The organism is Streptomyces sp. NPDC033136 (genome assembly GCF_055578235.1).
This window is the reverse complement of record NZ_JBVIPD010000007.1, coordinates 36,110-52,131: the sequence shown is the minus strand read 5'-3', so window position 1 is coordinate 52,131 and position 16,022 is coordinate 36,110. Positions and strand designations below refer to the sequence as shown.

Below are 16,022 nucleotides of genomic sequence, written 5' to 3'. Positions count from 1 at the left end.
GGACGGCTGTGACACTGACGGTACGTGCCCACCGGGACCGTCAGGCGGATGCCGTCAGGTCTCCCCGCCGGGGCACCGCGAAGCTCTCCAGATCGGCGCGGGTCAGTCCGGTCAGCCGGGCGACCTCCCCGATGTCCAGGGCGCCGCAGTCCAGGCCGCGCAGCAGATAACCGCTGAGGGCCTTGGCGGTGGCGGGTTCGTCCATGACGTCGCCGCCGGTGCGGTTGGCATAGCGGGCGAGCCGTGCGGCGGCCTGCTCGAAGCCCTCGCGGTAGAAAGCGAAGACGGCCGCGTAGCGGGTGGGGATGTGGCCCGGGTGCATGTCCCAGCCCTGGTAGTAGGCACGGGCCAGGGCGCGGCGGGTGAGGCCGTAGTGCAGCCGCCAGGCGGCGTGCACCTTCTCGGTGGTGCCGATGGGCAGGACGTTGGTGGAGCCGTCCGAGACGCGGACGCCCGTACCGGCCGCGGCGACCTGCATGACGGCCTTGGCGTGGTCGGCGGCGGGGTGGTCACTGGCCTGGTGGGCGGCGGAGACGCCGAGGCAGGCGCTGTAGTCGAAGGTGCCGTAGTGCAGTCCGGTGGCGCGGCCCTCGGCGGCCTGGATCATGCGGGCGACGGTGGCGGTGCCGTCGGCGGCGAGGATGGACTGGCTGGTCTCGATCTGGATCTCGAAGCCGATCCGGCCGGGTTCGAGGCCGTGTGTCTTCTCGAAGGCGTCCAGCAGCCGTGCCATGGCGGTGACCTGCTCGGCGTACGTCACCTTCGGCAGGGTGAGCACCAGCCCGGCGGGCAGGCCGCCGGCCTCCAGCAGGCCGGTGAGGAAGATGTCGAGGGTTCGGATGCCCCGGGCGCGTACGGGCGCTTCCATGCATTTCATCCGGATGCCCATGTACGGGGCTGCGGTGCCGTCCTCGTACGCCTCGGCGATGATCCGGGCGGCGCGGGCGGCGGCCTGGTCCTCCTCGTCGTCGGGGCGGTTGCCGTAGCCGTCCTCGAAGTCGACGCGCAGGTCCTCGACGGGCTCGCGCTCCAGCTTGGCGCGCACGCGCGCGTGGACGGGCCCGGCGAGCTCCTCGGAGAGTCCGAGGACGGCAGCGAGGGACGCGGCGTCGGGAGCGTGCTCGTCGAGGGCGGCGAGGGCCCGGTCGCCCCAGGTGCGGATGGTGTCGGCGGCGAAGACGTCGCCGGGGACGTAGACGGTGTGCACGGGCTGCCGGGTGGCGGCGTCTCCCGGGTAGCGGCGCTCCAGTTCCGCGTCGACGGGGGCGAGGGAGGCGCCGATCTCCTCGCTGATGGCACCCGCGAGACTCGTCGCCACGTTCTCCTGCCGGCCCTGCCCCATTCCACACCCTCCATCTTCCGTAAAGCGGAATCAGTAATCCGCAGAGCGAAGCTAACTGCCGATCTTCACCCTGGTCAACACCGTCTTGAGGTGGGATTCCCCATGCTCGACCTTTGATCACTGCCGACCGGCCCTCTTCTTCCGTATACAGAAGGCAAGCTTCATCCTGACGTGCAAGGGGAGGGAGACCACGTGCCGAACGAGGTCGGAGTGACGCGCCGCCACGGGCTCAAGGCAGTGGCGGCCGCCGCCGTCGCAGGACCGCTGCTCACCACCGCGGGCCCCCCACAGCTCGCTTCCGCCCGCGAGCACGCGGGCGCCCTGAACGTCATGACGTTCAACGTGCGCTTCGCGACCGTCGTCGACTCGACACCGCGCTGGGCCGTGCGCCGACCGGTGATGCGAGAGCTGCTGCGCCGCGAGCGACCGCACGTCATCGGCACCCAGGAAGGGCTGTACCAGCAACTGCGCATGATCGAGACGGATCTCGGCGAGCACTACGACTGGATCGGCACCGGACGCGGGGGCGGCAGCAAGGACGAGTTCATGGCGATCTTCTACGACACGCGCAGACTCGACCCGATCGAGTTCGACCACTTCTGGCTGTCCGACACCCCGTACGCGATCGCCTCGAACACCTGGGACGCGGACTGGCTGCGCATGGTGACCTGGGTGCGTTTCGCCGATCGCGCCGACGGGGGACGGGAGTTCTACGTCCTCAACACCCATCTGGACAGCGTCAGCCAGTACGCCCGGGAACGCTCGGCGGGGCTCATCGGCGAGACGATCGCCGGGTGGGACCGGTCGTCACCGGTCATCGTCACCGGCGACTTCAACGCGGCCGCCCACGACAACCGGGTGTACGACCTCATGCTGGACATCGGGCTGGTGGACGCCTGGGACGCGGCGGCGTCGCGGGGCCCGGAGTACGGGACGTACCACGGCTACCGGAGGCCCAGGCCCGGCGGGCGGCGGATCGACTGGATCCTCACCACGCCCGGGGTGACCACACACTGGGCCGGGATGAACACCTTCAGCGCGGACGGGACGTATCCGAGCGACCATCTGCCGGTGCAGGCCTCGATGACCCTGGGATGAGAAGAGGCCCCCGTGACCGTTCGTGCGGTCACGGGGGCCTTCTGCAGCCCGGGTCGATCAGCCCTTGCGGGTCTTGATCTCCTCGGTCAGGGCCGGGACCACGTCGAACAGGTCGCCGACGACGCCGTAGTCGACGAGGTCGAAGATCGGGGCCTCGGCGTCCTTATTGACCGCCACGATCGTCTTCGAGGTCTGCATACCGGCGCGGTGCTGGATCGCGCCGGAGATGCCGTTGGCGATGTACAGCTGCGGCGAGACGGACTTGCCGGTCTGGCCGACCTGGTTGGTGTGCGGGTACCAGCCGGCGTCCACCGCGGCACGCGAGGCACCGACGGCCGCGCCGAGGGAGTCGGCGAGCGCCTCGATGATCGCGAAGTTCTCCGCGCCGTTGACGCCACGGCCACCGGATACCACGATCGCGGCCTCGGTCAGCTCCGGGCGGCCCGTCGACTCACGCGGCGTACGGCCGGTGACCTTGGTGCCGGTGGCCTGTGCGGAGAAGGACACGGACAGGGCCTCGACCGCACCGGCGGCCGGAGCCGGCTCGACGGCCGCGCTGTTGGGCTTGACCGTGATGACCGGGGTGCCCTTGGAGATGCGGGACTTGGTGGTGAAGGACGCGGCGAACACCGACTGCGTGGCCACCGGGCCGGCCTCGCCGGCCTCCAGGTCGACGGCGTCGGTGATGATGCCCGAACCGATGCGCAGCGCCAGACGGGCGGCGATCTCCTTGCCCTCGGCGGAGGACGGGACCAGCACGGCGGCCGGGGACACGGCCTCGACCGCGGCCTGCAGGGCGTCCACCTTCGGTACGACCAGGTAGTCGGCGTACTCGGAGGCCTCGTGCGTGAGGACCTTGACCGCGCCGTGCTCGGCGAGCGTGGCGGCGGTGTCACCGGCGCCGCCTCCCAGCGCGACGGCGACCGGCTCGCCGACGCGGCGGGCCAGGGTCAGCAGCTCCAGGGTGGGCTTGCGGACGGCGCCGTCCACGTGGTCGACGTAGACGAGAACTTCAGCCATGGGACTTCTTCTCTCCTGCTTGCGAAAGATGAGGGGCGGTCAGCGAAATGCCGGGCTCAGATGAACTTCTGGCCCGCGAGGAACTCAGCGAGCTGCTTGCCGCCCTCGCCCTCGTCCTTGACGATCGTGCCCGCGGTACGGGCCGGACGCTCGTTGGCGCCGTCGACCGTGGTGTAGGAGCCCTCCAGGCCGACCTCCTCGGCCTCGATGTCGAGGTCGGACAGGTCCCAGGACTGAACCGGCTTCTTCTTGGCCGCCATGATGCCCTTGAAGGACGGGTAGCGCGCCTCGCCCGACTGGTCGGTCACCGACACGACCGCCGGCAGGGAGGCCTCGAGGTTCTCGGAGGCGGCGTCGCCGTCGCGGCGGCCCTTGACCGTGCCGTCCTCGACCGAGACCTCGGACAGCAGGGTCACCTGCGGGACACCCAGGCGCTCGGCGAGCAGCGCGGGGACGACGCCCATGGTGCCGTCGGTGGAGGCCATGCCGGAGATGACCAGGTCGTAGCCGGCCTTCTCGATCGCCTTGGCCAGGACCAGGGAGGTGCCGATGGCGTCGGTGCCGTGGATGTCGTCGTCCTCGACGTGGATCCCCTTGTCGGCGCCCATGGACAGCGCCTTGCGCAGCGCGTCCTTGGCGTCCTCGGGGCCCACCGTCAGGACGGTGACCTCCACGTCATCGTCGGAGTTCTCGGAGATCTGCAGCGCCTGCTCGACCGCGTACTCGTCGAGCTCGGAGAGCAGACCGTCCACGTCGTCCCGGTCGACGGTCAGGTCATCGGCGAAGTGCCGGTCGCCAGTGGCGTCGGGCACGTACTTCACAGTGACAACGATCCTCAAGCTCACGCCGGCTCTCCTACTGCATCGTCATTTCTCGGCTGCCTCTTGCAGGCAGCATAGGTGCCTCAAGCGGCCGATCCCGGTCGGGGCAACCCACGCTCCGAGCGAAATATTACTCGTCAGTACACCCAGTTCGTTCCCGCTAAGCAAGCGCTTTGAACTGTGACCTTCGCAACGCAGCGTAACCGGAACTCGACGGTCACGCAGCCCGGGGGACACGCCGCTCAGTCGCACAGACGCTGGAAACGTCCCTGGTGGTAGAGGAGCGGGCGGCCGGTGCCCGTGGGGTCGCCGTGCACGACCTCCGCGATCACGATGCGGTGGTCCCCGGCGGGCACGCGGGCGACGACCCGGCCGACCAGCCAGGCGAGCACACCGTCGAGCACGGGGACGCCCTCGGGCCCCTCCCGCCAGCCGGTGGGCGGGCCGAAGCGGTCGGCTCCGCTGCGGGCGAAGGTGGCGGCCAGCTCCTGCTGGTGCTCGCCGAGGATGTGGACGCCGACGTGGCCGGCCTCCGCGATCGCGGGCCAGCTGGACGCGCCGGTTCCGATGCCGAAGGAGAGCAGGGGCGGCTCGGCGGAGACGGAGGCCAGGGACGTGGCGGTGAAGCCCACCGGACCGGCGTCACCACGGGCGGTGATGACGGCGACTCCCGCCGCGTGCCGCCGGAAGACCGAGCGCAGGAGGTCGGTCGTGGTGAGAAGGTCCGCAGGCATGGGGTCAGGCTGACGATAAATGGTTCGCGCAGTCAAGTTGGTTCCGTGATGTGGGAGATGGCTCACTGCCGGGGTCGCGTCCCTCACACCGCCTCCCCCAGGGCGGCGAACACGTCCGCCTTGCGGGGCTGCCCGGCGGCCCGCCGCACCACCCGGCCGTCCGCGTCGAGCACCAGCACGGTCGGGGTCTTGAGGATGTCCAGTCGCCGCACGAGATCCAGGTGCGCCTCGGCGTCGATCTCGACGTGGGTCACGCCCGGGACCAGGGCGGCGACCTCGCGCAGGACACGCCGGGTCGCCCGGCAGGGCGCGCAGAACGCGCTGGAGAACTGTACGAGCGTGGCCCGCTCACCGGGTCGCACGCCCAGCTCCGCCACATCGAGCCGATTCCCTTCGTCCCGCCCGCGCATCCGCACCCTCCCGACCCTCCCGCTCCGCCGCTCGTGCGGCACTCCGTAGGCGCTCGCCGCCGCGAGCACCAGGACGCACACCATCCGTCCCGTCCTCACCTGCTGCAAGCGCTCACGAGACCGCGAAGATTCCCGCCCCTCAGGCGTGCCCCGCTGCGGAATGCCTGGCACCCGTGGACATCGAAGGGAGAGGGCCTCGTTTCGGGCGGCCGTCACGGCCGTCGTCCTGGAAGCCGGAGATCGCGACGGCCGGCGCCGCGCTCGCCGCCGCCTCCCAGAATGCGGCATTCGGGTACTGCCTGGGGTGCGAGTTGCGCCTGCTCGTGCGGTGCGTGACGGTGCGTCCGGAGTAATGCGGGGGTAAAAGCACGAGGTGGGATCCGGGAGACGACGTGACGAGAATCTCGTCGACTGCGGGCGCGAGGACTGGCTACCCGGCCGTTCTTGGGGCACGATCTGCGACAAGCCGTAAACCTACGGCTGCGTAACTTGTCCGCTGGGAATCCCTTCCCAGGCAGAGCAGGAAGGGTCCGAACCGCCCATGGCAGAGCTCGTCTACCGTCCCGTCGTCGGTTTCGCCCGCACGCTGTTCAAGGTGTGGGACCTCAAGATCGACTGCCAGGGTTCGGAGAACATCCCGCGCTCGGGCGGCGCCGTGCTGGTGAGCAACCACATCAGCTACCTGGACTTCGTCTTCAACGGCCTGGCGGCGCTGCCGCAGAAACGTCTCGTGCGGTTCATGGCGAAGGAGTCCGTGTTCCGGCACCGGATCTCCGGCCCGCTGATGCGCGGGATGAAGCACATCCCCGTGGACCGCAAGCAGGGCGAGGCGGCGTACGCGCACGCTCTGGACTCGCTGCGGTCGGGTGAGATCGTCGGGGTCTTCCCGGAGGCCACGATCTCGCAGTCGTTCACGCTGAAGAGCTTCAAGTCGGGCGCCGCGCGCCTCGCACAGGAGGCCGGCGTCCCGCTGATCCCGATGGCGGTGTGGGGCACGCAGCGACTGTGGACCAAGGGCCACCCGCGCAACTTCAAGCGCAGCCACACCCCCATCACGATCCGGGTGGGCGAGGCGATCGAGGCTTCCCGCGACAAGTACGCGGGCGCGATCACGCGTCAGGTACGCGGGCGCGTCCAGGAGCTCCTGGAGGCCGCCCAGCGCGCCTACCCGGTACGCCCGAAGGGCCCGGACGACACCTGGTGGATGCCGGCGCACCTCGGCGGCACGGCTCCGACGCCGGAGCAGGTGCGGGAGGCGGAGGCGCACTGACGCCCGGGCGGTCCCGGCCCGGGAGGAGGGCCGCGGAGCGCGTGCGTCGATGCCCTCAGAGTGCGGTGGGCAGCGTCTGCCACAGAGAGGCCCGGTCGGGTGCCGCTTTGAGGGCTTCGAGCACCACAGGATGTGGTGCGGCGTACAGGACTGGATGGTCCAGCTCACCCGATGCCGGGTCGGGCGTGAAGGCGAGCCGCTCACCGTCCAGGGAGAACCGCGCGTCCACACCCGGCTTGTTGCCGCGCGGGTCCTGCCGGTGCCAGGCGCCGTTGAACCGCACGGCGACCAGGCCGTGCACCTCCTCGAACTTCTGGTAGCACAGCGCGGTCGGGATGTCCTCGGCCCGCAGCAGCGCGGCCAGCGCGTGGGCCTTGGCGTAGCAGATGCCGGTGCGCTGTCCCAGGACGTCGGAGGCGCGCCAGGTGACGCGGGGGTCACCGGCATCGTGTGAGTGCGGGATGGCGTCGCGCACGAACTCGAACGCCGCCTGCGCATACTCATACGAGTCCGCCACGCCGTCGGCGAGTTTCGCGGCGGTCTCCCGGACGAGCGGATGATGATGGTCCATGACCTCGTCAGCGGCCAAGTACGCGGAGAGGTCCGGGGTTTCCTGGATCAGCTGCATGCACGCAGAGCATAGGGAGTGGCCCGCTCGCCAGTCAATCAATTTTCCCTGTAGTGCATATCTATGCATAGAGGAGAACGGTTCGAACACCGCCGCCCCCGCCCCGCCAGTCATCCTTGACGACGATCCCGAGCTGAGCATCAGGAAGTACGGCCCGGACCTGCGCGACCACAGCGCGCGGATCGTCGTCAACGGCTGACCAGGGGCGGGGAGGTGGCCCTAGCGGGCCATCTCCTCCTTCAGTGCCGCCAGGAACGCGTCCACGTCCTCCTCGGCCGTGTCGAAGGCGCACATCCAGCGGACGTCGCCCGCGGCCTCGTCCCAGAAGTAGAAGCGGAACCGCTTCTGCAGGCGCTCGCTCACGTCGTGCGGCAGGCGGGCGAACACCGCGTTGGCCTGCACCGGATAGAGGATCTCCACTCCGTGCACGGCCCGCACGCCCTCGGCGAGGCGCTGGGCCATCTCGTTGGCGTGCCGGGCGTTACGCAGCCACAGGTCCCGGGCGAGCAGGGCCTCCAGCTGCACCGACACGAACCGCATCTTGGAGGCGAGCTGCATGGACAGCTTGCGCAGATGCTTCATGTGGCTGACGGCGTCCTGGTTGATCACCACGACCGCCTCACCGAACAGGGCGCCGTTCTTCGTGCCGCCCAGGGAGAGGATGTCGACGCCGACCGCGTTGGTGAGCGTCCGCATCGGGACGTTCAGGGTGGCAGCGGCGTTGGCCAGCCGGGAGCCGTCCAGGTGCACCTTCATGCCGTGCGCGTGGGCGTGCTCGCACAGGGCGCGTATCTCGTCCGGCGTGTAGAGCGTGCCCAGTTCGGTGGCCTGGGCGATGGAGACGACCTGCGGCATCGCGCGGTGCTCGTCGTCCCAGCCGTACGCTTGCCGGTCGATCAGCTCGGGCGTGAGCTTACCGTCGAGTGCCGGGACGGTGAGCAGCTTCAGGCCGCCGACCCGCTCGGGCGCGCCGCACTCGTCGACGTTGATGTGCGCGCTCTCGGCGCAGATCACCGCGCCCCAGCGGTCGGTGACCGCCTGGAGCGCGACGACGTTGGCGCCGGTGCCGTTGAAGACCGGGAACGCCTCCGCGGTGGGCCCGAAGTGGCTGCGGACCAGGTGCTGGAGGTTCTCGGTGTAGGCGTCCTCGCCGTAGGCGACCTGGTGCCCGCCGTTGGCCAGGGCCAGCGCGGCGAGCACCTCCGGGTGGGCGCCGGCGTAGTTGTCGCTGGCGAAACCGCGGACTTCGGGGTCGTGATGGCGACGGGCGTCGGTCTTCGGGGGGTTCACGGCTTCTCGGTGAGCCACAGACGGTTTCCGTTCACTTCGGCGGCGGGCTTCTCCCAGACCCCGATGATGGCCTCGGCCAGGTCCTTGACGTCGGTGAAGCCCGCGAACTTCGCGTTGGGGCGCTCGGCGCGCATCGCGTCGTGCACCAGTGCCTTGACCACCAGGATCGCAGCCGCCGAGGTCGGACCCTCGGCGCCCCCGGCCTTGCGGAAGTAGTCGGCCATGGCCAGCGTCCACGCCTCGGCCGCCGCCTTGCCGGCGGCGTACGCGGCGTTGCCCGCGGTGGGCTTGCTGGCGCCCGCCGCGCTGATCAGCACGTACCGGCCGCGGTCGCTGCGCTGGAGCGCCTCGTGGAAGGCGAGGGAGGTGTGCTGCACGGTGCGGACGAGCAGCATCTCCAGGAAGTCCCAGTCGTCGAGACTGGTCCGGGTGAAGGTCTCGCTGCCGCGCCAGCCGCCGACGAGGTGGACCAGGCCGTCGACGCGGCCGAACTCCTTCTCGGTGCGGGCGGCCCAGTTCCGGGTGGACTGCAGGTCGAGCAGGTCGACCGTCTCGCCCGTGACGGCCGCGCCGCCGGAGGCGTACCGCGCGGCGTCCACGGCCTCCGCCAGGCGCTCGGGGTCGTTGTCCGCGCCTACGACCGTCGCACCCGCCTCGGCGAGCCGACGCAGCGCGGCCCGGCCGGCGGGTCCGCCCGCGCCGGCCACCGCGATCACCGCACCGCTGAGAGCTCCGTTCCCCGCCATGTTCTTCGCCTCCTGCTGAGCAGTGGTCTCGGTGCTGCGGTCGCTCACGCGGCGATCCGCTCGGCGCCGTCCGCCGTGATGCCCTTGGCGGAGGCGATCACGTTCTTCAGCTTCTTGGACAGTGCCTCATAGAACATGCTCAGCGGAAACTCGTCCGGAAGCACGTCATCGACGAGTTTCCGCGGCGGCTGCGTCAAGTCCAGGGCGTCGGGGCCCTTGGCCCACTTGGATCCCGGGTGCGGGGAGAGGTAGGTGGAGACCAGCTCGTACCCGGCGAACCAGTGGACGAGCTTGGGGCGGTCGATGCCGTCGCGGTACAGCTGCTCGATCTCTCCGCACAGCTGGTTGGTGACCTGCGGGGCGCGCTCCCAGTCGATGGAGAGCTTGTTGTCGGTCCAGCGCACCACATCGTGCTTGTGCAGGTAGGCAAAGAGGAGCTGGCCGCCGAGGCCGTCGTAGTTGCGGACCCGCTCGCCGGTGACCGGGAAGCGGAACATGCGGTCGAAGAGGACCGCGACCTGGACGTCGCGGGCCTGCTGGACGCCGTCCTGTGCGAGCTTCACGGCCTCCTTGAAGGCGGTGAGGTCGCACCGCAGCTCCTCCAGGCCGTACATCCAGAACGGCTGGCGCTGCTTGATCATGAACGGGTCGAAGGGCAGGTCGCCGTGGCTGTGGGTGCGGTCGTGGACCATGTCCCACAGGACGAACGCCTCCTCGCAGCGCCTCTGGTCGTGGACCATCGCGGCGATGTCCTCGGGCAGCTCCAGGCCGAGGATGTCGACGGCGGCGTCGGTGACCCGGCGGAAGCGGGCGGCCTCGCGGTCGCAGAAGATGCCACCCCAGGTGAACCGCTCCGGGGCCTCGCGCACGGCGATGGTCTCGGGGAACAGGACCGCCGAGTGGGTGTCGTAGCCGGCCGTGAAGTCCTCGAAGGTGATGCCGCAGAACAGCGGGTTGTCGTAACGGGTGCGCTCCAGCTCGGCCAGCCAGTCCGGCCAGACCATGCGCAGCACGACCGCTTCGAGGTTGCGGTCCGGGTTGCCGTTCTGCGTGTACATCGGGAAGACGACCAGGTGCTGGAGGCCGTCCGCGCGGTTCGCGGCGGGCTGGAAGGCCAGCAGCGAGTCGAGGAAGTCGGGCACCTGGAAGCCGCTGTCGGCCCACCGGGCCAGGTCCTTGGCCAGGGCCTCGTGATAGGCGCGGTCGTGCGGGAGCAGCGCGGAGAGCTCCAGGACCGCGTCCGTGACCTGGCGGACGGCCAGCTCGGCGTCGGCCGGGTCGGGTGCGCCCTCGGCGTCGAAGTCGATCGACCCGTCCTTGGACTGCCATGGCCGGATCCGCTCCACGGCATCCTTGAGCACGGGCCACGCAGGGTGCTCCACCACCCTGACCACGGGAGGAACCGTTTCCTCCGAACCCACCTGCACAAGAATTTCCGTCATGCCCCATCCTTCACGGGAGAATCTCACGTATACAGACCGTATACACACGAGGTTCCTCCTAGCAAGGGCCATCTCGGGAAAATATCCTGCTACCCCCCCGACTTCGCCGCATTTTTTCCTGCCGGTCACGCTTCTGCCCTTATCCGCGCCGGCCATGCCCTCACCCTCTGCACGAGGTGGGTGCAGGCGATACCGTCAGGTGGGCCGTCAGGCCTTCTTCCCACTGCCGCCTGTCGACGGAAGAGAGTCGTGTCTTGAACTTCCTCACCATCGGTCACCGCGGAGTCATGGGTGTGGAGCCCGAGAACACCCTCCGGTCCTTCGCCGCCGCCCAGGAGGCGGGCCTCGACGCCATCGAACTCGATCTGCACCTGAGCAAGGACGGCGCGCTCGTCGTCATGCACGACACGGACGTGGATCGCACGACCGACGGCACGGGGCCGATCGCCGAGAAGACCCTCGCCGAGCTGCGCGCCCTGGACGCCGGCCGGGGCGAACGGGTGCCGGTCTTCGAAGAGGTGCTGGAGGCCGTTCAGGCACCGCTCCAGGCGGAGATCAAGGACGTACAGGCGGCGCGGGCGCTGGCCGAGGTGATCAACCGGCGCGGGCTGGCCGGCCGGGTGGAGGTGTCCTCGTTCCACGACGAGGCGATCGCCGAGATCGCCCGGCTGGTGCCGGACGTGCGCACCGCGCTGATCGCGAGCCGCTACGGCACCGACATCGTGGAGCGCGCCGTCGAAGCCGGGGCCGCGACCGTCTGCCTGAACATCCGCCGGCTCACCCTCGAGGTCGTGGAGCGGGCCCGCAAGGCCGACCTGAGGATCATCGGCTGGGTGGTGAACACGCAGGACCATCTGCGTCTCGTACGGGCCTTCGGTCTGGACGGGGCGACCACCGACCACCCGGACATCAAGCGCACCGGCCGTTTCACGGCGTAGGGCCCGTCGGGGACCGGCACAGGTCGCTAGGCGAGCTCCTTGACCAGCAACTCGAACCTCAGGTCGTCGCGCTGCGGGATACCGAAGCGCTCGTCGCCGTACGGGAACGGGGTCGTCCGTCCCGTACGGCGGTAACCGCGCCGCTCGTACCAGGCGATGAGGTCCTCGCGTACGGAGATCACGGTCATGTGCATCTCCCTCACGCCCCAGGTCGCCCGGGCCTGCCGCTCCGCCTCCGCGATGATCACCTTGCCGAGACCGGCGCCCTGGAGCCGGGGGCTGACCGCGAACATGCCGAAGTAGGCGTGGTCTCCGCGGTGTTCGAGCTGGCAGCAGGCGACGATCCGGCCCTCCCGCTCGACGGTCAGCAACCGGCTGTCGGGTGACTTGATGACGCCCAGCACACCCTCCGGGTCGATCCGCTGCCCTTCCAGGAGGTCCGCCTCGGTGGTCCACCCGGCCCGGCTGTCGTCGCCCCGGTACGCCGACTCGATCAGGGCGACCAGATCGTCCACATCGGCGTCCCCGGCGTCCCGGAAGGTCAGTGCGGTGGCGGCGGTCTCCATGGGCGTACGTCTCCGTCTCGCGGCGAGGCTCGGGCAGGGACGAGCCTAAGGGGTCCCCGCACTTCACCGGGCCCGCCCGCATCGCGCGGCCTGGCACCTCGCCTCGCAAGGGGCCGGACCACGCGACCTCATCGGAACTCATGGTGCAAAGCCCCCCTGACGCCGCCACTAAGCTCCGCCGCATGGTGCATGTACTCAGCAGCCGGATCCTGCTCCGCCCCACCGACCCCGAGCGGTCCCGGGCCTTCTACGGCGAACAGCTCGGTCTCGCGGTCTACCGCGAGTTCGGCACGGGTCCCGAGCGCGGCACGGTCTACTTCCTGGGCGGCGGTTACCTGGAGGTCGCGGGCCGGTCCGAGACTCCTCCCGCGCCCGCCGTGCGGCTGTGGCTGCAGGTCGACGACGCGGCGGCGGCGCAGGAGGAGCTGCGGGCGAAGGACGTGGAGATCGTGCGGCCGCCGGTGAAGGAGCCCTGGGGGCTGGTCGAGATGTGGATCGCGGACCCGGACGGGACGCCGATCGTGCTGGTGGAGGTCCCGGCGGACCATCCGCTCCGCTACCGGCCGGGCATCTGAGTCACCCGGGGTGGTGCTCGTGGGCGAGCAGCCACTGCTCCAGGCCGGTGCCGTGCCGCGCGGGGTCGATGTGCAGGTTGCCGATGTCGGCGAGGCCGGCCACGCGGACGTGACGCTCCGGGCGGGCCAGGGACGTGTCGATCTCGACGAAGCCGAGGGCCCGCCCGTCGGCGCGGTAGCGCAGCAGGTGGGCCGCGGCGACGACGTACTCGCGCTGCTCGGCGACGAGCGTCGTCGGCTCGGCGACCCACGGGTCGGTGATGAACTCGCCGGGCTGCCGCTCCAGGCCGCTGAGGACGGTGTTCACCGAGACGGAGACGCCGGGGACGCCGGCCGCCGCATGCGTGTTGACCAGGTCGGTGAGCTGGTCGCGGTCGGCGCGGCGGAAGGGGCGCACCTCGGGCGCGGGCATGGGGTACCTCCGGGCGGGGCGAAGGAGCTGGAGGCCGCCACGCGGTGCGGTACGGGGCGAGGGTACGCCGGGCCTGTACCGCACACCACCGGGTTTCCCGGATGGCAGCCGGCCCGGGCGGCGGCTTAGCGTGCTTGAGGGGGTCTCCTGCGGAAGGAACGCCATGAAGCTCGACGCACCGGTGACCGGCGGCCCCTGCTGGACCGAGCTGGGGACCAGCGACCTGGAGGCGGCCCGGCGGTTCTACACGCGGCTGTTCGGCTGGCGGCCCGAGACGGACCCGCGTCAGGAGGCGGGCGGCTACACGATCGCGCGTCTCGATGGCGCGGCGGTCGCCGCGCTCACCCCGCTGTACCAGCCGTCGCAGCCGGTCGCATGGAACGTGTCGTTCGCGGTGACCGACGCGGAGGCCGCTGCCGAGACGGTGGCGGAGGCGGGCGGGACGGTGCTGTCCGGCCCGATGGACGTGTTCGACGCGGGCCGTTTCGTCGTGGCCGCCGATCCTGGCGGTGCCGTGTTCCAGCTGTGGCAGGCGGGGACCTTCCCGGGCGCCGGGCTGTTCAACGCGCCGGGCGCGCTGGGCTGGGTCGAGCTGTTCACCCGGGATCCGGAGCAGGCCGTGGCCTTCTACACCCAGGTGTTCGACTGGACCGTCAACGCCTCGGAGCGGTACACCCAGTGGGGTCTCGACGGTGCGGACTTCGGCGGCATGGTGACGATGGACGACAAGTTCCCGCCCGAGGTGCCGCCCCACTGGCTGCCGTACTTCGCCGTGGCCGACGTGGACGCCACGACCGCCGTCGTCCAGCGGCACGGCACGGTCCTGATGGTGCCGACGACCGTGCCCGACGGTCCGCGCATCGCGGTGCTGCGGGATCCGCAGGGGGCGATGTTCGGGGTGTATCCGGCCGGCTACGACACCTGAAGCGCATCTGACGCGCATCGGACGCGACGGGGTGTGGCCGCGGGACCGGCCGTGCTGGAGCCGGTCGGTGCTTCAGGACCGCAGCCCACCCAGCCGGCCCTCCAGCTGCCCCAGCAACTCCCCCAGCAACGTGGCGAGTTCGCCCTGCTCCGGACCGTCCATGCCGGACAGCACGGCCGTCTCGTAGGCGAGCTGGGCGGGCAGGATGCCGTCGACCAGGTCGCGTCCGGCGTCGGTGAGGCGGAGGTGGACGACCCGGCGGTCGCGGGTGTCACCGCGCCGTTCGACCAGTCCGCGCTCGGACAGCTGCTTGAGCCGTTTGGTGACGGCGGCGCCCGAGGAGAAGGTCTCCCGGGCCAGCTCTCCGGGTGTCAGTTCGAGCCCGGTGCGGCGCAGCGCGCCGAGCACGTCGAACTCGGGGCGGCTGAGGCCCGCCCGGCGCAGGGGAGCGTCCTCGGCCTGCTGGAGCAGGGCGGCGCAGCGGTTGATCCGGCCGATGATCTCCATCGGGCCGGTGTCGAGACCCGGGTGCACGGCCCGCCACTGCCGGACGACGGCGGCGACGGTGTCGCCTCGACGGCCGGCTGATCCGGCGTCGGCATCTCCGTCGGCCTCTCCTGTCCCACCCCGAGGATGCCCGCCGGCCCGGCCCGTTGCAGCGGCGGAGCCTCCCTCGCCCTGGCCCGTCCCGGCCACAGGATGCCCGCCGACCCGGTCCGCCCCGACAGCGGAGTCGTCGTCGGCCCGGTCCGCCCCGGCCACAGCATGTCCGTCCGCCCGGCCCGTTCCGGACGCCCGGTCGCGGTCTCCCTCCCGGGGCGCGCCGGGAACCCGTCCAGCGGCGAGGTCCTGGGCCGTGCGGGCTTCGCTCCTCGGGCGCTCTCGCACCCCCTCGGCCTCACGCTCCTGCGCCGCCGGCTCTCCCCCGACCCCCTGTCGCGAGCCGCTCCCGCCGGGCGTTGGTCCTTCGGTCGGCGTCATGGCCGTGCATCCTCCGTCTTCGTGCTCGCGCTCCGGTCCGGGAGCAGCCCCTGGCGTCGTGCCGTAGCGGCGAGCGTACGGTGTCCGGACTGCTCGGCGAGCACGACCCGCTCCTGGGGCAGGGCGCGCTGCCACCACTCGCCGGAGGCGGCATCGGCGGTGGCCCTCAGGTCCGCCAGGGCGACCGCGAGGCCGCGGCGGGCGGACTCCAGGACGGCGGGGGCCGGGTCCGGCTCCGCCAGGAGGCGGGCGGCGTGTGCACAAGCCCGGTCGGCGTCCGACAGCGCGCGTTCCACCCGGTCGCCCGCACGCCGGTTCGTGATGGCCACTGCCGCGACGAAGCCGGCCAGCGCGCCGGCGACGGTGTCCACGATCCGCTCCCTCATCAGCACGCCGGGCTCCTGGTACCCGCCGAACTCCGTGATGAGCAGCGCCATGGGCGTCACGCGGACGCTGCCGAGCCAGTAGCTGCGGATGATCAGCGCCTCGGCACCGAAGCTGAACGCGAGGCACACAGCACGAGGGCTGCCGGGCCCAGGTGCGCGAGCGGCACGACGGTCAGGAACACGAGCACGCCGACGACGTTGCCCACGACGCGCTGGACGGCCCTGCTCCAGGTCAGGGTGATGTTGGCCTGGTACAGCGAGGCGGCGGTGACCAGCGCCCAGTAGGGACGGCCGATGCCGACGGCGAGGGAGGCGTAGCCGGCGAGCGCGCAGCCGAGCGCCGTACGCGCCGCGATCGAGGTCAGCGGGCCCAGGCGCGACCAGAAGGGCCGGGCAGGTATTTTACTCGTAAAACATTACCCCACACCGGGCGTGCTC

17 protein-coding genes and 2 pseudogenes are annotated in these 16,022 nt (G+C 70.9%); 6 read left to right on the top strand and 13 right to left on the bottom strand.

Annotation, left to right across the window (positions count from 1 at the left end):
* Positions 1-40: 40 nt before the first annotated feature.
* The gene (locus tag ACZ5TL_RS15205) at positions 41-1,342 is read right to left on the bottom strand and encodes a DUF6986 family protein (RefSeq protein ID WP_468590102.1); all 1,302 of its coding nucleotides are present in this window, start codon (positions 1,340-1,342) and stop codon (positions 41-43) included.
* Between the two features lie 192 nt (positions 1,343-1,534).
* Between ACZ5TL_RS15205 and ACZ5TL_RS15200 the strand changes: the two genes are divergently transcribed.
* A complete protein-coding gene (locus ACZ5TL_RS15200; protein WP_468590101.1) occupies positions 1,535-2,440 on the top strand; it encodes an endonuclease/exonuclease/phosphatase family protein in 906 nt (301 codons plus the stop codon).
* Positions 2,441-2,497: 57 nt separating this feature from the next.
* Here ACZ5TL_RS15200 and ACZ5TL_RS15195 read toward each other — a convergent pair whose 3' ends face one another.
* The 4 genes from ACZ5TL_RS15195 to ACZ5TL_RS15180 form a co-directional block, all read right to left on the bottom strand.
* On the bottom strand, positions 2,498-3,460 hold the full coding sequence (locus ACZ5TL_RS15195; RefSeq protein WP_468590100.1) for an electron transfer flavoprotein subunit alpha/FixB family protein: 963 nt from the start codon (positions 3,458-3,460) through the stop codon (positions 2,498-2,500).
* Between the two features lie 56 nt (positions 3,461-3,516).
* Positions 3,517-4,305: an electron transfer flavoprotein subunit beta/FixA family protein gene (locus ACZ5TL_RS15190; protein WP_468590098.1), complete on the bottom strand. Its 789-nt coding sequence runs from the start codon at positions 4,303-4,305 to the stop codon at positions 3,517-3,519.
* Between the two features lie 218 nt (positions 4,306-4,523).
* Entirely contained in the window at positions 4,524-5,015 is a 492-nt protein-coding gene (locus tag ACZ5TL_RS15185; RefSeq protein ID WP_468590097.1) for a flavin reductase family protein, read from the bottom strand.
* Positions 5,016-5,098: 83 nt separating this feature from the next.
* Positions 5,099-5,509 (bottom strand): thioredoxin family protein, encoded by a 411-nt coding sequence (locus tag ACZ5TL_RS15180; RefSeq protein ID WP_468590518.1) that lies wholly within the window; start codon positions 5,507-5,509, stop codon positions 5,099-5,101.
* A gap of 155 nt (positions 5,510-5,664) precedes the next feature.
* Between ACZ5TL_RS15180 and ACZ5TL_RS15175 the strand changes: the two are divergent.
* Positions 5,665-5,778 (top strand): annotated as a pseudogene (locus ACZ5TL_RS15175) (DUF4395 family protein); the annotation flags it as partial.
* Between the two features lie 188 nt (positions 5,779-5,966).
* Entirely contained in the window at positions 5,967-6,695 is a 729-nt protein-coding gene (locus ACZ5TL_RS15170) for a lysophospholipid acyltransferase family protein (protein WP_468590095.1), read from the top strand.
* Positions 6,696-6,750: 55 nt separating this feature from the next.
* On the opposite strand, the gene ACZ5TL_RS15165 is transcribed toward ACZ5TL_RS15170, so the two are convergent.
* The 4 genes from ACZ5TL_RS15165 to ACZ5TL_RS15150 form a co-directional block, all read right to left on the bottom strand.
* On the bottom strand, positions 6,751-7,323 hold the full coding sequence (locus ACZ5TL_RS15165) for a transglutaminase domain-containing protein (protein WP_468590093.1): 573 nt from the start codon (positions 7,321-7,323) through the stop codon (positions 6,751-6,753).
* Positions 7,324-7,542: 219 nt separating this feature from the next.
* On the bottom strand, positions 7,543-8,613 hold the full coding sequence (locus ACZ5TL_RS15160; protein WP_468590092.1) for a threonine aldolase family protein: 1,071 nt from the start codon (positions 8,611-8,613) through the stop codon (positions 7,543-7,545).
* A complete protein-coding gene (locus ACZ5TL_RS15155) occupies positions 8,610-9,359 on the bottom strand; it encodes an SDR family NAD(P)-dependent oxidoreductase (RefSeq protein ID WP_468590517.1) in 750 nt (249 codons plus the stop codon). The genes ACZ5TL_RS15160 and ACZ5TL_RS15155 overlap by 4 nt, the downstream gene beginning before the upstream one ends.
* 44 nt (positions 9,360-9,403) lie before the next feature.
* On the bottom strand, positions 9,404-10,801 hold the full coding sequence (locus ACZ5TL_RS15150) for a DUF6421 family protein (protein ID WP_468590090.1): 1,398 nt from the start codon (positions 10,799-10,801) through the stop codon (positions 9,404-9,406).
* Between the two features lie 254 nt (positions 10,802-11,055).
* Between ACZ5TL_RS15150 and ACZ5TL_RS15145 the strand changes: the two genes are divergently transcribed.
* Positions 11,056-11,739 (top strand): glycerophosphodiester phosphodiesterase, encoded by a 684-nt coding sequence (locus tag ACZ5TL_RS15145; protein ID WP_468590089.1) that lies wholly within the window; start codon positions 11,056-11,058, stop codon positions 11,737-11,739.
* Positions 11,740-11,765: 26 nt separating this feature from the next.
* Here ACZ5TL_RS15145 and ACZ5TL_RS15140 read toward each other — a convergent pair whose 3' ends face one another.
* Positions 11,766-12,305, bottom strand: a complete 540-nt coding sequence (locus ACZ5TL_RS15140; RefSeq protein ID WP_468590087.1) for a GNAT family N-acetyltransferase — start codon at positions 12,303-12,305, stop codon at positions 11,766-11,768.
* 182 nt (positions 12,306-12,487) lie between these two features.
* On the opposite strand from ACZ5TL_RS15140, the gene ACZ5TL_RS15135 reads away from it, so the two are divergent.
* Positions 12,488-12,880: a VOC family protein gene (locus tag ACZ5TL_RS15135; RefSeq protein ID WP_468590085.1), complete on the top strand. Its 393-nt coding sequence runs from the start codon at positions 12,488-12,490 to the stop codon at positions 12,878-12,880.
* 1 nt (position 12,881) lies between these two features.
* On the opposite strand, the gene ACZ5TL_RS15130 is transcribed toward ACZ5TL_RS15135, so the two are convergent.
* The gene (locus ACZ5TL_RS15130) at positions 12,882-13,292 is read right to left on the bottom strand and encodes a hypothetical protein (protein ID WP_468590084.1); all 411 of its coding nucleotides are present in this window, start codon (positions 13,290-13,292) and stop codon (positions 12,882-12,884) included.
* A 163-nt stretch (positions 13,293-13,455) separates the two neighbouring features.
* Between ACZ5TL_RS15130 and ACZ5TL_RS15125 the strand changes: the two genes are divergently transcribed.
* Entirely contained in the window at positions 13,456-14,217 is a 762-nt protein-coding gene (locus tag ACZ5TL_RS15125; RefSeq protein WP_468590083.1) for a VOC family protein, read from the top strand.
* 72 nt (positions 14,218-14,289) lie between these two features.
* Here the strand turns inward: ACZ5TL_RS15125 and ACZ5TL_RS15120 are convergent, their stop codons facing one another.
* Together ACZ5TL_RS15120 and ACZ5TL_RS15115 are read right to left on the bottom strand one after the other, a co-directional pair.
* Entirely contained in the window at positions 14,290-14,751 is a 462-nt protein-coding gene (locus ACZ5TL_RS15120) for a MarR family winged helix-turn-helix transcriptional regulator (RefSeq protein ID WP_468590515.1), read from the bottom strand.
* A gap of 443 nt (positions 14,752-15,194) precedes the next feature.
* A pseudogene (locus tag ACZ5TL_RS15115) lies at positions 15,195-15,982 on the bottom strand (FUSC family protein); the annotation flags it as partial.
* Positions 15,983-16,022 lie beyond the last annotated feature (40 nt).